We start from the raw sequence: 21,906 nt of genomic DNA, 5'->3' as shown, positions 1-21,906 counted from the left end.
TTTTTGATTAAGATTGAATTTAATATTTTGCTTTTTGATAATAAATATCCAAATATTAATTTAAAATTGTTTATTAACATTTTCTTTATTAAATTTTTGTATAATATTGCCAAATTCGAAAGGTTATAATATGAAAAAATTAGGCAAAATTCTAACTTTTGGCTTTGTTGCTTTGATGATTACAGGTTGTGGTGAGAATAAACAAACCGCCCAACAAGCCGTTCCAGCACTGCCAGTTAGTGTAGCGATAGCAAAGATAGGCGATATACCCATAACTCTTGAATTTAATGGTCAAGTTGTCAGTGATATGGATGTAGTGCTTAAAGGCAAGGTGGTTGGCTCCATAGAAAAGCAGTTTTTCACTCCAGGAAGCACGGTAAAGCAAGGTGACAAGCTATACCAAATAGATCAAGCAAAATATAGATCTGTATATAATGAGAGATTAGCAACTTACAAAAATGCCAAAGCTCAATATGACAGAGCTGTTATATTGAGATCTAAAAATGCAATTTCAGCTAAAGAATTTGACGCTGCTAGTAGCGCATACGGCTCGGCTGTGGCAAATTTAAATAACGCTAAAGTGGATTTAGACTATTCAGTTGTCACAGCTCCATTTGATGGTGTTATCGGCGATACGCTCAAAGATGTTGGATCATATGTGAGCACTACTGATAATGATTTAGTAAGAATCACAAAGCTAAATCCAATATTTGTGGAATTTGGAATTTCAGATACCGATAGGCTAGATATAGATGAAAAAAGTGCCAGTGGTCAGTGGAAGCAACTTAACTCAATTGTGGAGATAAGATTAGCTAATGGCAGTGAATATAATGGCACTATAAGCTTTCTTGATAGGGTAATCGATGAAAAGAGTGGCACAGTAAAAGCAAAAGCCAAATTTGATAATAACCAAACGCAAATTCGCCCAGGTGTATTTGCTGCTGTGAAAGTTCATGGATTTTACCAAAAAGATGGTTTTAAAATACCGCAAATTGCCGTATTACAAGATTTAGTCAATCCATTTGTCTATGTTGTAGAAAATGGCAAAGTATCAAAAAGAGCTATCAAAATCGCCTCTCAAGATGCCACTAGCGTGGTAGTTTCAAGTGGATTAAAAGATGGCGATCAAGTTATCTTGGATAATTTTAAAAAGATCAAGGATGGCTCACCTGTCCAAGTCGTAGCTACAAAAGGCGAGTAGATGTTTTCTAAATTTTTTATTAATCGCCCGGTTTTTGCCTGCGTTATCTCTATAATAATTGTTCTAGCTGGTCTCATCGGACTTAAAAATGCCGCCGTAGAAGAGTATCCGCAACTCACTCCACCACAAATAGTCGTCCAAGCCACATATAGTGGTGCTGATGCGCAAACCATAGCAAGCGCCGTAGCCGCTCCATTAGAAGAGGCGATAAATGGTGTTGATGATATGATATATATGCAAAGCACTTCTAGTTCAGCTGGCACTATGAGTTTAAATGTATTTTTCGAAATCGGCACCAATCCGCAAACCGCTTCGGTCAATGTCAATAATAGAGTAAGCCCAATCTTGTCTAAACTCCCAGAAGAGGTGCGTAGAGTCGGCGTAAAAGTAGATGAGAGAAGTAGTAATATCTTAGAAGTTTTGGCATTTTATGACCCAAGTAAAAAGATGAATGATACAGAGTTATCTAACTATGTAAGTATTAATATAGCAGATGAATTAAAGCGTGTAAAAGGCGTTGGTGATGCTGTTGTAATCGGCAATAAAGAGTATTCTATGCGAATTTGGATTAAGCCTGAAATGCTCAAACACTACAATATAACTGTAAATGAAGTCATTTCAGCAATCAGAGAGCAAAACTCACAATACGCAGCCGGCAAAATCGGAGAACAACCGACATCTACAGGAAACCCATATGTATATTCTATCAAGCCAGAAGGCAGATTAACGCAGATTAGCGAATTTGAAGATATTATAGTAAGAGCTGATTTGAGCGGCAATATTATTAGATTAAAAGATCTTGCTAACATAGAGCTTGGATCGCAAAGTTATTCATTTGCTGGGCGTTTTAATGGCGGTAGCATGGTGCCTGTGCTTATATTTTTACAAAGTGGCGCAAATGCTCTAGAAACGGCTGAAGCTGTAAAGGCTAGAGTCGATCAGCTCAAAGAGAGTTTTCCAGGCGATATGACTTATAGAGTGGCATATGATACTACTGAATTTGTCAAGGTATCTATCGATGAGGTTATTAAAACCTTTATTGAAGCAATTATTTTGGTTGTGATTGTTATATATATGTTTTTAGGAAATCTTAGGGCGACTTTTATTCCATTGCTTACGGTGCCAGTGTCTATTTTGGGGGCATTTGCGGGAATTTATGTGATGGGATTTTCTGTAAATTTGATTACGCTTTTTGCTCTGATTTTGGCTATTGGAATTGTCGTTGATGATGCTATTATCGTTATAGAAAATGTCGAGCGTATTTTACATGAAGAACCAAATTTAAGTGTTAAAGAAGCTACTATTAAAGCTATGGATGAGATTATGGCACCTGTTATATCTATCGTTTTGGTGCTTTCGGCGGTATTTATTCCGGTTGCATTTATGGAAGGTTTTGTGGGCGTGATACAAAGGCAATTTGCCTTAACTTTAGTTGTATCTGTATGTATATCTGGACTTGTAGCCCTTACGCTTACTCCAGCACTTTGTGCGATAATACTACGCAAAAAAGAGAAACCGCCATTTTGGTTTGTGCGTAAATTTAATGAATTTTTTGATTTTTCAACTAGGATATTTTCTGCCGGTGTAGCAAAGATTTTGCGTCATGTGATTATCAGCTTAATTAGCGTTGGGATTATAATATTTATGATGATCGAGCTATTTAAGGTTATCCCTAGTGGGCTAGTACCGGCTGAAGATAAAGGTAGTATATTATCAATTATAAATTTACCTCCAGCCTCAACTCTACCTAGAACTCTTGAAGATGCGGCATTTATAGAGAGTTTGGTATCTAAAAATCCAAATGTAAAAAGTGTAACCACGCTAACAGGTTATGATATGATGGCCGGATCGCTTAGAGAGAATGCGGGTATGATGTTTATCACTCTTCAGCCATGGAGCGAGCGTCCGGGCAAGGAGAATTCGGCTGCTGTTATGGCTGGCGAGTTTATGAAAACACTATATGGTGTTGATAGAAACTCATTAGCCTTTGTAACTACGCCACCACCTATTATGGGGCTATCTATGACAGGTGGCTTTGAGTTATACGCACAAAATATAACCGGTAAAGATTACAATCAAATAGAAGCCGATGTGCAAAGAGTCGTAGCAAAAGCCAATCAAAGTCCAGTTTTAACTCAAGTTAGAACCACTCTTGATACAAATTTCCCTCTATATAACCTAACTCTAAATAGAGATAAAATTAAGATGATGGGAATTTCATTTAGTGATATATTTGATACCATAAATTCAACCATAGGTCAATACTATGTAAATGATTTTAATATACTTGGTAAGACTTATAAGGTAAATATCAGAGCCTATGAGAGCTATAGAGATTCGCCTGAAGATTTGGGCTTGATCCATGTGCGTGGTGCAAGCGGAGATTTGGTGCCACTTGATTCTGTTGTTACGCTTACAAGGGGGCTTGGACCAGATAATGTCGATAGGTTTAATGGCTTTCCAGCGGCTAAAATCATGGGTGAGCCAAAGCCTGGATATACTTCTGGAGACTCTATTAAAGAGATTGAAAGAATTATAAAAGAAGAGCTTGGCAATGATTATAACATAGGTTGGGCTGGATCAGCATATCAAGAGGTTAGTAGCACTGGCAAAGGGGCTCAAGCCTTTATTTTTGGTCTTATATTTGTATTTTTAATCTTAGCAGCGCAGTATGAGAGATGGCTAATGCCTTTAGCGGTTGTAACGGCTGTGCCATTTTCGGTATTTGGAGCCTTGACATTTACCTATTTTAGGGGGCTTAGCAATGATGTTTATTTTGAGATTGGGTTGCTTTTATTGATAGGTTTGGCAGCTAAAAATGCAATTTTGATAGTTGAATTTGCTATGCAAGAGCATCTATTAGGCAAAAGTATAAAAGAGGCTGCCATTAGTGCGTCTAAGATGAGATTTAGACCGATTATTATGACCTCTTTGGCATTTACTCTTGGGGTATTGCCTATGGCCTTAGCTACCGGCGCTGGAGCAGCCTCACGCCACGCATTAGGCACGGGCGTAATCGGCGGTATGATAGCAGCATCTACTATTGCGATATTCTTTGTGCCACTATTTTTCTATATATTAGAAAGTTTCAATGAGTGGCTAGATAGAAAACGAGCTAAATTTGGAGCAAAAGATGAATAAGGTTATAACAATTTTAATAGCAGCTATTATAAGTGGTTGCTCTCTTCGCCCTGATATGATAGAGATACAACAAGAGTATAGATATCAGATGGACTATTATAGTGTTAATGAGAAGTGGTGGGAGAGTTTTGGCGATGAGAAATTAAATTTATTAATCGAAAAATCACTACAAAACAATAGCGATCTGCTCATTGCTTTAAACAATATAGAAAAAGCCAGAATAAGCCTTAGGCTAGATAGACTTGAATACCTTCCAAATATCACGCTAGAAGGCCAAGCAATCAAAGATAGTAGAGCAGATAGCAGTAAGAATAATATAAATAACTTCTCTCTAAGTGCTGTTTTGAGCTATGAGCTTGATCTATGGGGTAGAGTAAGAGACCAAGCAAATGCGAGTGAGGCTTTATATAATGCTACTAAATTTGATTATGAAAGCGCTAGAATCAGCCTAGCAAGTAGTGTGGCTAATGCCTATTTTTTGCTAATTTCATTAAGAGAACAAGAGCAAATTTTAAAAGATACCCTAATCTCATATATCCAAAGTGTAGAGTATAGGGCTATGCAATTAGCTAGTGGTGAAATAGATGAGCTAGTATATGCCCAAACAGTAGCAACCGCAGATGAAGCTAGGGCCCAGCTAGCCGGATTACAAACTCAAATTTCACAAGCCAATTCAGCTTTAGCGATATTAGTCGGTGGAAGCTTGAATGAGATATTGTATGACAATATGAATGTGGCAATCTCTTTACCGATGCTTCCAGATGTCCCAAGTGGAGTTAGCTCAGATATCTTGCTAAAAAGAGCCGATGTAGCAAGCGCACTTGAGAGATTAAAATCTAGCAATTTTTTGGTCGGCGTAGCTAGAACGCAGTGGCTACCACAAATTTCAATTACTGGAATGTTTGGCTACTCTAGTAATGAATTAGATACACTAATCAGCTCCAATCAATCTGTATGGAGTGTAGGTGGAAGCTTGCTTGCTCCTTTAATAGATTTTGGTCGCACATACAATAGAGTGGAATTAGCAAATTTAGATCAAAACGCATCTTTTTTGGCTTATGATAAAGCGGTTAAAAATGCTTTTAGCGAGATTAGAACGGCTCTAGATAGTAGAAAAAACTCAATGATAAAAGCCCAAAGCACAGCAAATTTAGTCGCTAGCCAACAAAAGGTCTATGATATAGCTCAAAGTCGCTATGAGGCTGGATATAGCACTCATTTGGAGTTATTAGACTCACAAAGAAATCTATTATCAGCTAAGCTTAGTCTCTCTGGCGCAAATTTAGAAGCGGCAAATAGCATTGTCTCTGTATTTAAAGCATTTGGTGGCGGATTTGAGTATGAGAGCGATGAAGAGACAAGGCAAAAATTAACCCAAGATGGCTTAAATTAGCAAAAATTTTTAAAATTTATGCTATAATTGGAGCTATTTATCTAAATTTTTAAGGACATATTTTGGAGAGTTACCCCATTATTATGATAATTTTGGCGGCCATTTTTATACTTTTAAATGGCTTTTTTGTTTTATCTGAATTTTGTATTGTTAAGGTTAGAAGATCACGCTTAGAGGAGCTTGTCAAAGAAAAACGCCCCAACGCCAAACTCGCTCTAAGGATGTCAAATTCCCTAGATACCTATCTTAGTGCCACGCAGCTTGGCATTACACTTAGCTCTCTTGCGCTTGGTTGGATCGGCGAGCCAGCTGTGGCTGATATCATCAGAGAGCCATTAAAAATTATATTTGATATTGATAATACCACTACTTTACACACGGTATCTTTTGTTATTGCTTTTAGTTTCATCACTCTTTTACATGTTGTCTTAGGTGAACTAGTGCCAAAATCAGTAGCAATCGCCAAAGCCGAACAAGCCGTGCTTTTGGTCGCTAGACCATTATACTTTTTTTGGCTTATATTTTTTCCTGTTATACGCACATTTGATTTTGTAGCGGCTATGTTTTTAAAGCTTATTGGTATTAGACCTGCTAGAGAGAGCGAGTTAGCACACTCAGAAGAAGAGATTAAAATCATAGTCGGCGAGAGCTTAAAAGGCGGCGTATTAGACAGCATGGAGAGCGAAATCATCAAAAATGCTATAGATTTCAGTGATACAGTGGCCAAAGAGATCATGACACCACGCAAAGATGTAGTTTGTCTAAATAAAAAATTAAGCTTTGAAGAAAATATGAATATCATAATAAAAAGCAAATATACTAGATTTCCATACATTGATGGTAGCAAAGATAGTGTTTTGGGGATGATTCATATAAGAGATATTTTACAAAATGATCTAGAGGGGAAAATAGAAAATTTAGATAAAATTGTGAGAAAATTCATCATAGTACCAGAAAATAGCTCTATTTCTAAAATCCTTGTAATGATGAATAAAGATAGAATTTCAGCAGCGCTCGTAGTCGATGAATATGGCGGCACAGCGGGACTTCTAACGATGGAAGATATCATAGAAGAGATCGTAGGCGATATCAACGACGAACACGATGATAAAGACCAAAACTATAAAAAAATCGCCGATGATACATATGAATTTAATGGTAGATTTGAGATTGAATCTGTTGAAGAAATTATGGGAATTCGCTTTGATGAAGAGACCGAACAGCTTACGATTGGCGGATATGTTTTTAATCTATTTGAAAGATTGCCAGTTGTCGGAGATACCATAGAAGATGCAAATTGCCTATATGAAGTTATCAGTATGGATGGCACCAGCATCGGCTCAATCAAGGTAACTCTGTTAAATTCCAAAAATGATGATGAAGAGGAATTAGACTAATATGCTACGCCTTTTTTGGCGTAGCATATTCTTAAATACACATATTAACTAAATTTAATTCTATCAATAATAATTTTTAATTAAACAAGAGTGATAAGCCTATTTTTATTAATTTAATCTTAAATAAATAAACTAATCTATTTTTATAATTTCATTTTTTTTTTTTTTTTTTTTTTTGATAACCTACCGCCAAAGTTTCGCGGGAGAGATTATGCAAAAACATATAAGAGAAAATGGAAATGTGATTTATGGAGATTTATCTAAACAAGTAAATTTGAAATTAGATTTTAAAGGCAAAAATAATATTGTATTCTTTGCTGGCGGAAGCAGGAATGTGAATATTATATTTGATAGCGATGATGGATTTGTATTTATTGGAAATAATGTTATATTTGCTGGAGTAATAAAAATACATAACAATTCTTTATGTTTTATAGATGATAACTCTACTTTTAACGGCACTTCAATCGAAGCGTTTGAAGCTAAGAATATATTTTTTGGTAGAGATTGTATGTTTTCATGGGGGATATGGTTATCAACAACTGATTATCATCCATTAATGGATTGCAATACTAATAACAGAATTAATTTTTCTAAAAGTATTTATATTGGAGATCATGTGTGGTGTGGACGCGATGTTGGTATTTTAAAAGATGCTTTCATTGCCACAGGGTCGGTTATTGGTGCTAAAAGCGTAGTGTCTAAGATGTGCTACTCTAATGCTGTCAATGCTGGTGTAATCAATAAAGAAATTAAGCAAGATACATTTTGGTTACGTAACTCTATTGGCAATAAGGCATGGAATAAAAAACATACTGAGCAATATTCTAATGTTGCTATTAATGACTTCAAATACACCTACAACCAAAACGAATTCCTATCACCAAAAGCGATTGAAGCCAAGCTAGATTCCCTAAACACAGCGCAAGAGAAGTTGGAATTTGTATATGATGCAATCTATATGAATAAAAACAAAAATCGATTTGCTTACTTCAAAGATATGCCTTATGATATCCCTTTGCCAAAATACGAAAGCAAATTTAAACTTTTAAAATTTGAAGAGATAGAACCCGCGCCACCAAAGCCAACCACACCACAACCAACCCCACAAGAGCAGATAAACTCACTTAAAGAAGAGATAAATAAAAAAGATATAGAGATTAAAAATTTAAAACTAACTAACCAAAAAGCCCAAAATATCAAAAATCATTTAAGCTACAAACTAGGAAATGCCCTTATAAAAGCACATAAACAATGGTATAAAGGTGGATATATTAAATTCATATTTGAAGCTATAAAAATCAAAAACGAACACAAATTCAAACGCTAATAATACCCCAAGCAAAGCGTATCAGTGATCTTGATACGCTTTTCAAATGGTGTTGGCGAAAAATATTTACACTTTTCTATATAAATATGCGCCGAATAGGCAAGTCCAAGGTCATCATAGAGCTTTTTAAGATTGACAAATTTGAATTTATCCACCATCTTAATCTCAAGCAAACTATGTAAATTCGAGCCATTTGACGCCACCAAATGCGAACTTGCCATGCCACTAAACGAACAAAACGCACTTGCTAATACAAATCCATCTAAATTTGAACACGATTTTATAGCGTATCTATATTTTTGCGGGATGGTTTTTTTATGTAAAAACACGGTGCGAGAGTTTTGATACGAGGCCGAAATCGCATCTTTCCAAAATTTATAAGCCCCATTTGATATTTTACAAATACTACAAAATTCACAATTTAGCACATAATCATCCAAAAAATCATTTGACGATAAAGTAAATTTAACCATAATCACCTCAATTTTTTGCTTATTTTAATAAATAAATAGAAAAAAATCAACTTTTTTAAAATACCACCCATTATTTAAGCATACATTAAGTATAACTCTTATATAATTCCAGCTCACGAATTAAGAAACCATCTTACCACACTTCAAAGGTTGGATAAATCATATCTTAATCGTCTGTTTTGTTTTTTAATTTTATAATGTTAAACTATCTTTTATAGTCAATCTTTGAAATCTAAACAAGTGATCGATTGAGCCAAGCAATTTTAATTATTTAAATTATTAATTGCTAATTTAATAGTTACAAACAATTAAGTTTTTAGATTAAAACTTCATAATAAAGATCTTGCTTTACTATTTTGTAAAGTATTTTTTTATGGAGAGTTTGATCCTGGCTCAGAGTGAACGCTGGCGGCGTGCCTAATACATGCAAGTCGAACGGACAAGTAAGAGCTTGCTCTTATGAGTTAGTGGCGCACGGGTGAGTAATGTATAGTTAATCTGCCCTATGCTGGAGGACAACAGTTAGAAATGACTGCTAATACTCCATACTCCTTCTTAACACAAGTTAAGTTGGGAAAGTTTTTTCGGCATAGGATGAGACTATATTGTATCAGCTAGTTGGTGAGGTAATGGCTCACCAAGGCTATGACGCATAACTGGTCTGAGAGGATGATCAGTCACACTGGAACTGAGACACGGTCCAGACTCCTACGGGAGGCAGCAGTAGGGAATATTGCTCAATGGGGGAAACCCTGAAGCAGCAACGCCGCGTGGAGGATGACACTTTTCGGAGCGTAAACTCCTTTTCTTAGGGAAGAAATTTGACGGTACCTAAGGAATAAGCACCGGCTAACTCCGTGCCAGCAGCCGCGGTAATACGGAGGGTGCAAGCGTTACTCGGAATCACTGGGCGTAAAGGACGCGTAGGCGGATTATCAAGTCTTTTGTGAAATCTAATGGCTCAACCATTAAACTGCTTGAGAAACTGATAATCTAGAGTGAGGGAGAGGCAGATGGAATTGGTGGTGTAGGGGTAAAATCCGTAGAGATCACCAGGAATACCCATTGCGAAGGCGATCTGCTAGAACTCAACTGACGCTAATGCGTGAAAGCGTGGGGAGCAAACAGGATTAGATACCCTGGTAGTCCACGCCCTAAACGATGTATACTAGTTGTTGCTGTGCTAGTCATGGCAGTAATGCACCTAACGGATTAAGTATACCGCCTGGGGAGTACGGTCGCAAGATTAAAACTCAAAGGAATAGACGGGGACCCGCACAAGCGGTGGAGCATGTGGTTTAATTCGATGATACGCGAAGAACCTTACCTGGGCTTGATATCCTAAGAACCTCTTAGAGATAAGAGGGTGCTAGCTTGCTAGAACTTAGTGACAGGTGCTGCACGGCTGTCGTCAGCTCGTGTCGTGAGATGTTCGGTTAAGTCCGGCAACGAGCGCAACCCACGTATTTAGTTGCTAACAGTTTGGCTGAGCACTCTAAATATACTGCCTTCGTAAGGAGGAGGAAGGTGTGGACGACGTCAAGTCATCATGGCCCTTATGCCCAGGGCGACACACGTGCTACAATGGCATATACAATGAGACGCAATATCGTGAGATGGAGCAAATCTATAAAATATGTCCCAGTTCGGATTGTTCTCTGCAACTCGAGAGCATGAAGCCGGAATCGCTAGTAATCGTAGATCAGCCATGCTACGGTGAATACGTTCCCGGGTCTTGTACTCACCGCCCGTCACACCATGGGAGTTGATTTCACTCGAAGTCGGAATGCTAAACTAGCTACCGCCCACAGTGGAATCAGCGACTGGGGTGAAGTCGTAACAAGGTAACCGTAGGAGAACCTGCGGTTGGATCACCTCCTTTCTAGAGTACAAAGTGATAATCTCACAATTATCACTTCAATATATCTCAATCACACTTGTTTAGGTTTGAGAGATTGACAAGGGGAATTAGCTCAGCTGGGAGAGCGCCTGCTTTGCACGCAGGAGGTCAGCGGTTCGATCCCGCTATTCTCCACCATAGTTTAAATTTAAAAGATAGCAATAATATAAATTTATTAATCAAAGTCTAATCAGAGAGTTTATTTTAAACTTTCTGATTAGACTTTAGTCTAAAGTTACTTAAATTACCATTGTTAAAAGTCACAATCAAGTTTTAATATTTAAAACAATTTTACAGGACTTGTTAGAGCTTTGAATTTAGTTTAATTTCAAATATTCTATATCAAACACTGTTATCCCAATAATATAAAAGATATAGTTTATAAATATTAACTTCACAAGCTATTAAGCTTTAAAACTTACTTAATAGTAGTTAATACTTTCCGTCTTATTAAATTTAAATTCAAATATTATAAATCTAATAGCCATATCTTTAATAAAAGAAAAGAGTAGTAAAAAATCTAGTAAAATCTAGTAAAATCTAGTAAAAATCTTTTTATATTTTAAGATTAGCTATCTATTTTTATCTTTAACAAGGAAGTGATGCGAATTAGAATATCAATAATCTAATTAAAAAAGGTAAGCTACTAAGAGCAAATGGTGGATGCCTTGGCTAGTAGAGGCGATGAAAGACGTGCCAGGCTGCGATAAGTCTCGGGGAGCCGTCAAGGGGCTTTGATCCGGGAATTTCTGAATGGGGCAACCCAGTATATAGTGATATATACTACCGCAATGCGGAGCGAACGTTGGGAATTGAAACATCTTAGTACCAACAGGAAAAGAAATCAAACGAGATTACGCTAGTAGCGGCGAGCGAAAGCGTAAGAGGGCAAACCACTAGCTTGCTAGTGGGGTTGTAGGACTGCAATATAGACTTAAACAATCTAATAGAATAAGTTGGAAAGCTTAAGCATAGAGGGTGATACTCCCGTATATGAAAGTGCGTTTATACTTAGCAGTATCCTGAGTAGGGCGGGACACGTGTAATCCTGTCTGAAGCTGGGTAGACCACTATCCAACCCTAAATACTACTACTAGACCGATAGTGCACAAGTACCGTGAGGGAAAGGTGAAAAGAACTGAGGTGATCAGAGTGAAATAGAACCTGAAACCATTTGCTTACAATCATTCAGAGCCCTATGATTTATCAGGGTGATGGACTGCCTTTTGCATAATGAGCCTGCGAGTTGTGGTGTCTGGCGAGGTTAAGGAAACCCGGAGCCGTAGCGAAAGCGAGTCTTAATAGGGCGTATAGTCAGATGCTGCAGACCCGAAACGATGTGATCTATCCATGAGCAGGTTGAAACTGGTGTAAGAGCCAGTGGAGGACCGAACAGACGGCCGTTGAAAAGGCTCCTGATGACTTGTGGATAGGGGTGAAAGGCCAATCAAACATCGTGATAGCTGGTTCTCTCCGAAATATATTTAGGTATAGCGTTGTGTAGTAACTTTGTGAGGTAGAGCACTGAATGGGCTAGGGCATACACCAATGTACCAAACCCTATCAAACTCCGAATGCGCAAAGTGTAATCACAGCAGTCAGGCGGCGAGTGATAAAATCCGTCGTCGAGAGGGGAACAACCCAGACTAACAGCTAAGGTCCCTAAATCTCATTTAAGTGGAAAACGATGTGGAGTTACTGAAACAACCAGGAGGTTGGCTTAGAAGCAGCCATCCTTTAAAGAAAGCGTAATAGCTCACTGGTCTAGTGATTCTGCGCGGAAAATATAACGGGGCTAAAATGAGTACCGAAGCTTTAGACTTGCACTTAATTCTGATTATAAATTTGGCTATGAGCTTTTAAGTTATATTTCTCATAATTTAATTGTACTCATATAAATTAAATTATGAGAAAATAGTTTAGCTAAAATAATTAGAAGTAGTTAGAATTAAGTGCAAGTGGTAGGAGAGCGTTCTATTCAGCGTTGAAGGTATACCGGTAAGGAGTGCTGGAGCGGATAGAAGTGAGCATGCAGGCATGAGTAGCGATAAAAGGGGTGAGAATCCCCTTCGCCGTAAACCCAAGGTTTCCTACGCGATGCTCGTCATCGTAGGGTTAGTCGGGTCCTAAGCAAAGTCCGAAAGGGGTATGCGATGGAAAATTGGTTAATATTCCAATACCAATTATTATGTGCGATGGAAGGACGCTTAAAGTTAATGGAGCTAGCGGATGGAAGTGCTAGTCTAAGGGCGTAGGTTGAGTTATAGGCAAATCCGTAACTCTCTATCCGAGACCTCAAAGGCTCTTGACGCTCTTCGGAGTAGATGGAGAATCCATGATACTATCGAGCCAAGAAAAGTTTCTAAGTTTAGTAATAATTGCCCGTACCGTAAACCGACACAGGTGGGTGGGATGAGTATTCTAAGGCGCGTGGAAGAACTCTCTTTAAGGAACTCTGCAAAATAGCACCGTATCTTCGGTATAAGGTGTGCCTAACTTTGTATTAAGATTTACTCCTAAAGCATTGAAGGTTACAACAAAGAGTCCCTCCCGACTGTTTACCATAAACACAGCACTCTGCTAACTCGTAAGAGGATGTATAGGGTGTGACGCCTGCCCGGTGCTCGAAGGTTAATTGATGGGGTTAGCATTAGCGAAGCTCTTGATCGAAGCCCGAGTAAACGGCGGCCGTAACTATAACGGTCCTAAGGTAGCGAAATTCCTTGTCGGTTAAATACCGACCTGCATGAATGGCGTAACGAGATGGGAGCTGTCTCAAAGAGGGATCCAGTGAAATTGTAGTGGAGGTGAAAATTCCTCCTACCCGCGGCAAGACGGAGAGACCCCGTGGACCTTTACTACAGCTTGACACTGCTATTTGGATAAAGATGCGCAGGATAGGTGGGAGGCTTTGATCCATAGACTCTGGTTTATGGTGAGCCATTGTTGAGATACCACTCTTCTTTATTTGGGTAGCTAACTAGCCTAAGTTATCCTTAGGTAGGACAATGTCTGGTGGGTAGTTTGACTGGGGCGGTCGCCTCCCAAAGTGTAACGGAGGCTTACAAAGGTTGGCTCAGAACGGTTGGAAATCGTTCGTAGAGTATAAAGGCATAAGCCAGCTTAACTGCGAGACGTACATGTCAAGCAGAGACGAAAGTCGGTCTTAGTGATCCGGTGGTTCTGTGTGGAAGGGCCATCGCTCAAAGGATAAAAGGTACCCCGGGGATAACAGGCTGATCTCCCCCAAGAGCTCACATCGACGGGGAGGTTTGGCACCTCGATGTCGGCTCATCGCATCCTGGGGCTGGAGCAGGTCCCAAGGGTATGGCTGTTCGCCATTTAAAGCGGTACGCGAGCTGGGTTCAGAACGTCGTGAGACAGTTCGGTCCCTATCTGCCGTGGGCGTAAGAAGATTGAGGAGAGTTGACCCTAGTACGAGAGGACCGGGTTGAACCAGCCACTGGTGTATCAGTTGTTCTGCCAAGAGCATCGCTGAGTAGCTAAGCTGGGATGTGATAAGAGCTGAAAGCATCTAAGCTCGAAGCCAACTCCAAGATGAATCTTCTTTTAAGAGCTCTAGTAGACTACTAGTTTGATAGGCTGGGTGTGTAATGGATGAGAGTCCTTTAGCTGACCAGTACTAATAGCTCGTTTGCTTATCTTATAAGCATCACTTCCTTGTTAAGGATAAAATATAATCCTTTTAGGTTTTTAGAATATTTTTAGATATTAAACTTAGTGATTTTTAGCTTTAATACTCTAAGCAGTGTTAAATAAGATATCATCTTTTCTGATATGATATTTTATTTAACACTGCTCGTGGCTATACATGATTAGGAAACGCCTTGCTCCATCTCGAACCAAGAAGCTAAGCTTTTCATGGCCGATGATACTCTCCCTTACTGGGATGCTGGAAAAGTAGGTTGCTGCGAGCTTTGTTAAAATCTTTTTAATATTCTTTCTTTTTATCTCTTAATCCTCTTTTATGGAATTATTTATAGATTAATCTTTTTAAATTGTTAAACTATTTATGATTACTGTAGTTTTAAAAGATTTTTTATATTTATTTATATTTATTTATATTTATTTATATTTATTTATATTTATTTATATTTATTTATATTTATTTATATTCCCAGATTTAATGTTTGTATGCTTTTGAATATATCTTTATTATCTTTATTATCTTTATTATCTTTATTATCTGCCCCAGGCTTTTGAATTTTTAACTTTATACTCTTAATAGGAGATTTGGTTATAAATAATTAATGTTATGATATGATATGATATGATATGATATGATATGATAGGGTGTTTAATATACCATTATGAAACTTTATAATAGCTCTATTTTTATTAGTGATTTAGGTATAGATATATGAAATTGGTATGTTATTAAATAGTTTTTTTATGTTTATTTTTTTAAATTAATATATTGTAATTACTTTTATTTGTGTTATTATTTATCTTTTTATTAAAATTTCTTTATTTGCCTCGCTTATCTAAGTTATTTAAATTTTAATATTAGCAATCAAATAACTTTTTTATTTATCATAGAGTTATTTTATTATTGATTTAAAAAAGATATGTGTATCTACTAAGTAATTTTATAAATTTTAATTTTAGCTTAAATATATTAGATTTTATAATTGAGCTGTAGGTGGCGTATGAAAAATTAAAGAAAAAAAGGATTAAAAAGAATTTATAATTGTAATATAATTAAATTTTTGAGGTTGTGAGGGATTTTTGGTTGATTTGGGGAGATTGCGATTTAAAAAAGAGATAGAGTACTGAAAAAGAGTAGTGGAATGTGTGATGATTATTTTTTGTGTTTTTTTTGGGGGGGGGTGTTGGTTTGTGATGGTAGTTAAACTTACATTACTTGTAAAATGATTTTTATTAAAACTTAAAAGAGCTTTAAGAAAAATCATTTTTAGAATAATAGAAATTTAAATTTCTCTCATATTTCAAAAAATTTAAATCCATAAAAAAGAAATATAAATTTAAAATTCAAATTTTCTAAAATTAAAAATTTTAGTAAAAATTTGAAGTCTAAAGTGAGGTACCCTGCAAGTGGGGCTTTAGTGCGTTTCCAAAACCAGCTAATGCAACCCCAAAGGGTGGTCTCTGTGAAAGACTTGTCTTTGGTCGCAAAGACTAGCTTTGCTAGTCTGCGAAGTAAAAGATAATTTAATTTAAGTGGGAAGGGGGAGTGCTTTTTTGGCAGCCGCTACCCCTTCCCCCTTAACAACCCCTAACCCCCTGTAAAAGCCTTTCAATGGGTGGCTTCGCCACGGATTTTATAGGGGTAACCTTGCGAAGTAAAAAATTTAAATTATTGTAACAATCTTAAAATATTTTGTTGGACGGCGTTGGCTTGGCTCATGGCGTAGCTACCACTTTGAGCTAGGATATTGAATTTAGAGAAATTCGCACTCTCACTAGCAAAATCCACATCCCTTATCTGACTTTCAGCTGATTTGACATTGACTTGGGTAACTGTGATGTTATTGATAGTTGCTACTAATTGGTTTTGGACTGAGCCTAGATCTGCTCTTAGTTTATCCAAAGTTTTTCTAGCTGATTCTGCTACATCCACCATAGCTTGAGCACCACCATAGGTATTTACCCCACCGGCTTGATCTACTTGCTGACCTGCATCAGAAGCTCCGCCATTGAAAAATCCCATTGCTTTAGCTATCGTGGCACTAATTGTTCCAGCATTCATATATTTTAAATTTACACTAGCTTGATTGTAGGCATTTGAAGCTACAGAAGCCTTGCTTATTGCTGCGTTTGAACTAAATACTGTAGAAGCAACAGTCGACATACCATTTAAGCCTATTTTAATATCCCTAGCATCTTGGCGGACAAAAGTTAATTGACCTAAATAAATTACGCCACCTGTACTAAATGCGGTTTCTTTACCACCTGCATTACTTAATCCACCAGCGGAATTTGTATCTACTGTTATAGCTCTACCATCTTTAGCTGCTAAGACTAGTCTTCCGTTATCTAAACTAGCTTCTACGCCTGTTTCATCCTTTTTAGCATTGATCGCTGCGATTAAGGTATTATCGCTATCATTTGCTTTAAATGTTACATTTCCGATTGTAACACCATTGATTTTTAAATCATTAATTGTACCACCAGCTATTGCCGCGGACATAACTTGAGTATTATTTACATTTACTTTTACACCAGTTTTATCACTTACACCATTCATCATTTCAGCTACAGCTTTGTAACCTTCTGATTTTAGAGTATCCGCATCTATAGCTTGAAATTCATAGCCATTAGGATAACCATCAACACCACTGAGTTTTATTGTCAAAGTATCGCCAGTTGAGATTAGCGACACCACAGATACATAAGTATTCAAAGTAGTCTCAAACCTCGTATGCCCTATAGTATTTGAATTTGTAGCCCCTATACTTACCTTAGCAGTTTCATTGCTATAAGCACCTATTTGGAAGTTTTTATTACTAAAGTTACCATTTAGTAGTTGTTGTCCATTAAAGCTTGTAGTAGTAGCTATCATATCTAGCTCTTCAAGAAGTCTGCTAATATCATTTTGAAGGGCTCTTCTAGAATCACTATTTTGACCATCTTGAGCTGCTTGGATAGCTTTGGTTTTAATAGTATCTAGTATTTTAATCTGTTCATCCATAGCTTTATCAGCTGTTTGGACTATACCTATTGCGTCATTACCATTAGATATAGCTTGACCTAATGAGTTAGCTTGGCTTTTTAATGAGTCAGCAATAACTAAGCCAGAAGCATCATCAGCTGCTGTTTGAATTCTAAGGCCTGAACTAAGGCGACCAAGTGAGCTAGTAAGCTCTCTATCTGTGATTTGTGAGTTAGCATGAGCATTCATCGCTGCTATGTTAGTGTTGATTCTAAAACTCATATTTGATCCTTTTTAAAAGATTTAAGCTTAATCCTTTGCTTAAGCATATTTCATTATATCGCACGAAAGATTAAAATATTAATATGGGGGGGGGGGGAATTCACTAAATTTTTTAAAAAATTTAAAAATTTTTATATAAATTTACCTTTTTGGCTTAAATATTACTTAAATTAATTATATTTTAATGGTTAGTTGTAAGTAATATAATGGTAAAAAATTAAAGAAAAATGGATTAAAATGAATTTGTAATGAGAATGTAATTAAATTTTAGAGAATTTGGAATTTTATTGGTTTTTATAGATTTGTATAGTGGAGAAATTTATTTTTAAATCTATTTTGAGATTTTAATAAAAATCATTTTTAGAATAATAGAAATTTAAATCTTATTTTTAAAGTTTTAAATTTTTGCTAATATTTTTAATTTATGAAATATTATGTGAATTTGGTAATTTAAATTTATCAAAAAATAAATTTAGAATAATAAAAATATGATTAAGTAATCAAATTTGGCTATCTTAACCAAATTTGATTTAAGTAGATTTAATGCTTTGATAGGTAGTTTGTATCATATAAATTATTGATAAAATCATCATTATTCATCATATTTATATGAAAATCTTTAGTTGTTTTGATCCCTTGTATGATTAGCTCATCAAGTGCGACTTTCATCTTGGCAATAGCTCTATTTCTATCTATATCATGGACGATTAATTTGCCTATCATGCTATCATAATACGGCGGAACGCTATAACCCTCATAAACATGGCTATCCATTCTGACATTTCTACCGCCTGGGGCGACATATTTTGTGATTTTACCTGGATTTGGGGTGAAGCTTTTTGGGTCTTCGGCTGTGATTCTACACTCGATTGAGTGGCCGCTTAATTTGATATCTTTTTGCTCTGGCAATCTCTCGCCTTGTGAGATTCGTATCATCCACTCTATAAGATCTAGCCCGCTACACATTTCGCTCACACAATGCTCGACTTGGAGTCTTGTATTCATCTCAATAAAATAAAATTTATTATCTCTTTGATCGTATAAAAACTCAAAAGTCCCAGCACCCGTATATCCTATAGCTTTAGCAGCATTTACGGCTGTTTGGTGGAGTTCGGCCCTAGTTTTATCATCCAAAATTACTGCTGGGCTCTCTTCTATTAATTTTTGGTGGCGGCGTTGCATTGAGCAGTCTCTTTCACCTACATGGATTACATTGCCATACTCATCGCCTAGGACTTGAACCTCTATGTGGCGTGGATTTGAGATATATTTTTCCATATACATTGTTCCATCACCAAAGGCACTCATAGCCTCGCTTTCAGCTGACCAAAAGCTCTTTTCTAAATCCTCTTCTTTCTCTACCACTCTCATACCACGGCCACCGCCACCTGCGGCTGCTTTTATAATCACTGGATAGCCTATTTGAGTGGCTAATTTCTTAGCTGCTTCTATATCTTTGATAGCGCCATCACTACCTGGGACAACTGGAATTCCCGCTCTCATCATCATCTGTTTGGCTTTGCTTTTATCACTCATTAAAGCCATAGCCTCTACACTTGGGCCTATAAATTTGATATTGTGTTTTTCGCAAATTTCTACGAAATTTTGATTTTCACTCAAAAATCCATAACCTGGAAATATCGCATCAGCTTCGCTAATCTCGCAAGCTGTGATAATAGCTGGGATATGTAGATAGCTCTCGCTACTTCTAGCACCACCTATACAGATACTAGCATCAGCGTATTTAACATAAAGAGCATCTTTATCAGCTGTAGAATGCACTACAACTGCTTCTTTGCCCATCTCTTGGATAGTTCTAAGTGCTCTAAGGGCTATTTCACCACGATTTGCTATTAGGATTCTTTTGATCTCTCTCATAGTTTTTCAACCTCAAATAACGCCATACCAAATTCCACCGGCTGACCATCTGCGATTAGGGCTTTTGTAATTCTACAATCAAACTCAGCTTCAATCTCATTCATAATTTTCATCGCTTCTATAATACCTATAGTATCGCCTTTTTTCACTGTTTGACCTACCTTAACAAAGCTTGGAGCGCCTGGACTTGGAGCTATATAAAATGTCCCTACCATCGGTGCGTTTAATGTATCAGTTGCTGTTGAAGTAGTTACTGTTTTTTCATTTACTACTACATTGATTGGGGCTGGGGCTGGGATCGGAGGGCAAGCTGGGGCTGGGGCTACTTGCTCGCATGGCTCGTGTTTTTCTAGCTCGATTACGAAATCACCATCTTTTATCTTAATTTTATTAATGTTTGTCTCATCAAAAAAACTAATAAGCTCTTTAATTTCGTCTCTTGTCATAAATTCTCCTTAAATTTGGGTAAAATCTCATAATTTTAGCAAAAATATATAAACAATAAGCTAAACTTTAGTTTAAAGTAGAAATTGCTATAATCTTACAATTTAATTTTAAGGGGAAATTTATGGGTTTAAAAAGCGATAAATGGATACGCCAAATGAGCTTAGAACACAAGATGATAACTCCATTTTGTGAAGAGAATATCGGTCGTGGCGTTGTCAGCTATGGGCTTTCTAGTTATGGATATGATATTAGGGTTGGAAATGAATTTAAGATCTTTACAAATGTCGGCGGGACGGTGGTGGATCCAAAAAATTTTGATGAGAAAAATGTAGTGGATTTCATCGGTGATATCTGTATTGTGCCACCAAATTCATTTGCCTTAGCTAGGACGGTGGAGTATTTTATAATGCCTAGAGATACCCTAGCTATATGCCTTGGCAAAAGCACATACGCAAGGTGCGGGATAATAGTCAATGTAACGCCATTTGAGCCTGGATTTGAAGGACATATCACAATTGAAATTTCAAATACTACCCCACTTCCGGCTAAAATTTACGCAAATGAGGGAATAGCTCAGGTGCTATTTTTACAAGGGGATGAGATCTGTGAAACTAGTTACGCTGACAAAAATGGCAAATATCAATCCCAAACTGGCATAACCCTACCAAGAATACTACAATAAGGGTATAAAATGATGGTTTATAGCAGACAAAAAATAGAAGATGATGATATAAAAGCCGTGGTAGAAGCGCTAAAAAGCGATATGCTAACTTGTGGAAATCGTGTGGTTGATTTTGAGAGTGCTTTGTGTGAGCTTACTGGGGCGAAATTTGCTGTGGTGATGAACTCGGCCACTTCAGCACTTCACGCTGGATATATCGCACTTGGCGTGGGGTCTGGTGATGAAGTTATCACCACCCCTATAACTTTCGCAGCCACCGCAAATGCGGCTATAATGTGTGGCGCTAGGATTAAATTTGCTGATATTTTACCAAATGGAAATATAGATCCAAAAGCTATAAAATCTTTGATAAATACAAAAACCAAGGTTATAACCGCTGTGGATTTTGGCGGGTATCCAGCAGATATGGATGAGATCAAAAATTTAACGCAAAATAGCCAAATTAAAATAATCGATGATGCTAGTCACGCCCTAGGTAGTAGCCGTGATGGCGTGATGGTGGGGAGCTTGGCTGATGTGAGTATATTTAGCTTTCATGCGATTAAGCCTATTACGACTTTTGAGGGTGGGGCTTTGCTAACTAATGATGAAAATATCGCTAAATCCGCTAGACTCACACGCTCACATGGTATGATAAAAAAAGAGGCTTGGAATATGAATATGGTAACTCTAGGCTATAATTACCGCTTAAGCGATGTGGCGTGTGCTTTGGGGCTAAGTCAGATCAAAAAGCTTGATAAGTTTATTAATAGGCGTTATGAGATTGCTAAGATATATGATGATGCCTTTAAAAACTCAAAATATCTAAAAACGATAGATATCCCAGATAATATAAGAAGTGCTAGGCATCTATATCCGGTGCTTTTAAACTCAAATTTATGGTGCGTAAAAGAGGATATCTATAACGAACTTCACGCTATGGGCATTGGGGTACAAGTGCATTATAAGCCAACTTATCAATTTAGCTTTTATAAAAATTTATATGGCGAAATGAGACTAGATGGTGCCGAGGATTTTTATAGAGCTGAGCTTAGTCTGCCGTGCCATCAGATGATGAGTGATGATGATGCAAGAGTGGTTATATCAAGCTTAAATCAAATGTTAGAAAAATATAGTTTTGGGTGCGGGATTTGATAAATTTAGGATTT

The 21,906-nt window shown here is 37.0% G+C and carries 11 protein-coding genes, 1 tRNA gene and 3 rRNA genes; 11 read left to right on the top strand and 4 right to left on the bottom strand.

The window, feature by feature from the left end; genetic code table 11:
* Positions 1 to 130 precede the first annotated feature (130 nt).
* From CLAN_RS07680 to CLAN_RS07660, 5 genes are all read left to right on the top strand, one after another.
* Positions 131 to 1,201, top strand: coding sequence for an efflux RND transporter periplasmic adaptor subunit (locus tag CLAN_RS07680; protein ID WP_100590988.1), 1,071 nt, complete (start codon positions 131 to 133; stop codon positions 1,199 to 1,201).
* Positions 1,202 to 4,342, top strand: a complete 3,141-nt coding sequence (locus tag CLAN_RS07675; protein ID WP_100590987.1) for an efflux RND transporter permease subunit — start codon at positions 1,202 to 1,204, stop codon at positions 4,340 to 4,342.
* A complete protein-coding gene (locus CLAN_RS07670) occupies positions 4,335 to 5,735 on the top strand; it encodes an efflux transporter outer membrane subunit (protein ID WP_100590986.1) in 1,401 nt (466 codons plus the stop codon). Before CLAN_RS07675 ends, CLAN_RS07670 begins: the two co-directional genes overlap by 8 nt.
* An 83-nt stretch (positions 5,736 to 5,818) precedes the next feature.
* Complete coding sequence (locus tag CLAN_RS07665) at positions 5,819 to 7,132, top strand: hemolysin family protein (RefSeq protein ID WP_096018189.1); 1,314 nt, start codon at positions 5,819 to 5,821, stop codon at positions 7,130 to 7,132.
* Positions 7,133 to 7,343: 211 nt separating this feature from the next.
* Positions 7,344 to 8,462, top strand: coding sequence for an acyltransferase (locus CLAN_RS07660; RefSeq protein ID WP_100590985.1), 1,119 nt, complete (start codon positions 7,344 to 7,346; stop codon positions 8,460 to 8,462).
* Here the strand turns inward: CLAN_RS07660 and cheQ are convergent.
* Positions 8,459 to 8,935 (bottom strand): cheVAW transcriptional regulator CheQ, encoded by a 477-nt coding sequence (cheQ, locus tag CLAN_RS07655; protein WP_096020483.1) that lies wholly within the window; start codon positions 8,933 to 8,935, stop codon positions 8,459 to 8,461. The two genes, CLAN_RS07660 and cheQ, sit on opposite strands and share 4 nt — an antisense overlap.
* Before the next feature lie 370 nt (positions 8,936 to 9,305).
* Here cheQ and CLAN_RS07650 point away from each other — a divergent pair.
* From CLAN_RS07650 to rrf, 4 genes are all read left to right on the top strand, one after another.
* A 16S ribosomal RNA gene (locus CLAN_RS07650) occupies positions 9,306 to 10,817 on the top strand.
* Between the two features lie 80 nt (positions 10,818 to 10,897).
* Positions 10,898 to 10,973 (top strand) — tRNA-Ala (locus tag CLAN_RS07645).
* 498 nt (positions 10,974 to 11,471) lie between these two features.
* Positions 11,472 to 14,502 (top strand): 23S ribosomal RNA (locus CLAN_RS07640).
* A 151-nt stretch (positions 14,503 to 14,653) separates the two neighbouring features.
* A 5S ribosomal RNA gene (gene rrf / locus CLAN_RS07635) occupies positions 14,654 to 14,773 on the top strand.
* Together the 16S, 23S and 5S rRNA genes with 1 tRNA gene alongside form the textbook arrangement of a ribosomal RNA operon.
* A 1,400-nt stretch (positions 14,774 to 16,173) precedes the next feature.
* Here the strand turns inward: rrf and CLAN_RS07630 are convergent.
* From CLAN_RS07630 to accB, 3 genes are all read right to left on the bottom strand, one after another.
* Complete coding sequence (locus tag CLAN_RS07630) at positions 16,174 to 17,751, bottom strand: flagellin B (RefSeq protein ID WP_100590984.1); 1,578 nt, start codon at positions 17,749 to 17,751, stop codon at positions 16,174 to 16,176.
* 540 nt (positions 17,752 to 18,291) lie between these two features.
* Complete coding sequence (locus CLAN_RS07625) at positions 18,292 to 19,629, bottom strand: acetyl-CoA carboxylase biotin carboxylase subunit (protein ID WP_096029899.1); 1,338 nt, start codon at positions 19,627 to 19,629, stop codon at positions 18,292 to 18,294.
* Positions 19,626 to 20,075, bottom strand: coding sequence for an acetyl-CoA carboxylase biotin carboxyl carrier protein (gene accB, locus CLAN_RS07620; protein WP_100590983.1), 450 nt, complete (start codon positions 20,073 to 20,075; stop codon positions 19,626 to 19,628). Before accB ends, CLAN_RS07625 begins: the two co-directional genes overlap by 4 nt.
* A 122-nt stretch (positions 20,076 to 20,197) precedes the next feature.
* On the opposite strand from accB, the gene dcd reads away from it, so the two are divergent.
* Together dcd and pseC are read left to right on the top strand one after the other, a co-directional pair.
* Complete coding sequence (gene dcd / locus CLAN_RS07615; protein ID WP_086239172.1) at positions 20,198 to 20,758, top strand: dCTP deaminase; 561 nt, start codon at positions 20,198 to 20,200, stop codon at positions 20,756 to 20,758.
* Between the two features lie 9 nt (positions 20,759 to 20,767).
* Positions 20,768 to 21,892: a UDP-4-amino-4,6-dideoxy-N-acetyl-beta-L-altrosamine transaminase gene (gene pseC, locus CLAN_RS07610; RefSeq protein ID WP_100590982.1), complete on the top strand. Its 1,125-nt coding sequence runs from the start codon at positions 20,768 to 20,770 to the stop codon at positions 21,890 to 21,892.
* Positions 21,893 to 21,906 lie beyond the last annotated feature (14 nt).

This window comes from Campylobacter lanienae NCTC 13004, assembly GCF_002139935.1.
Lineage (GTDB): Bacteria > Campylobacterota > Campylobacteria > Campylobacterales > Campylobacteraceae > Campylobacter > Campylobacter lanienae.
Note: the sequence above shows the minus strand (reverse complement) of the source record. Positions and strands in the feature narration are given on the sequence as shown.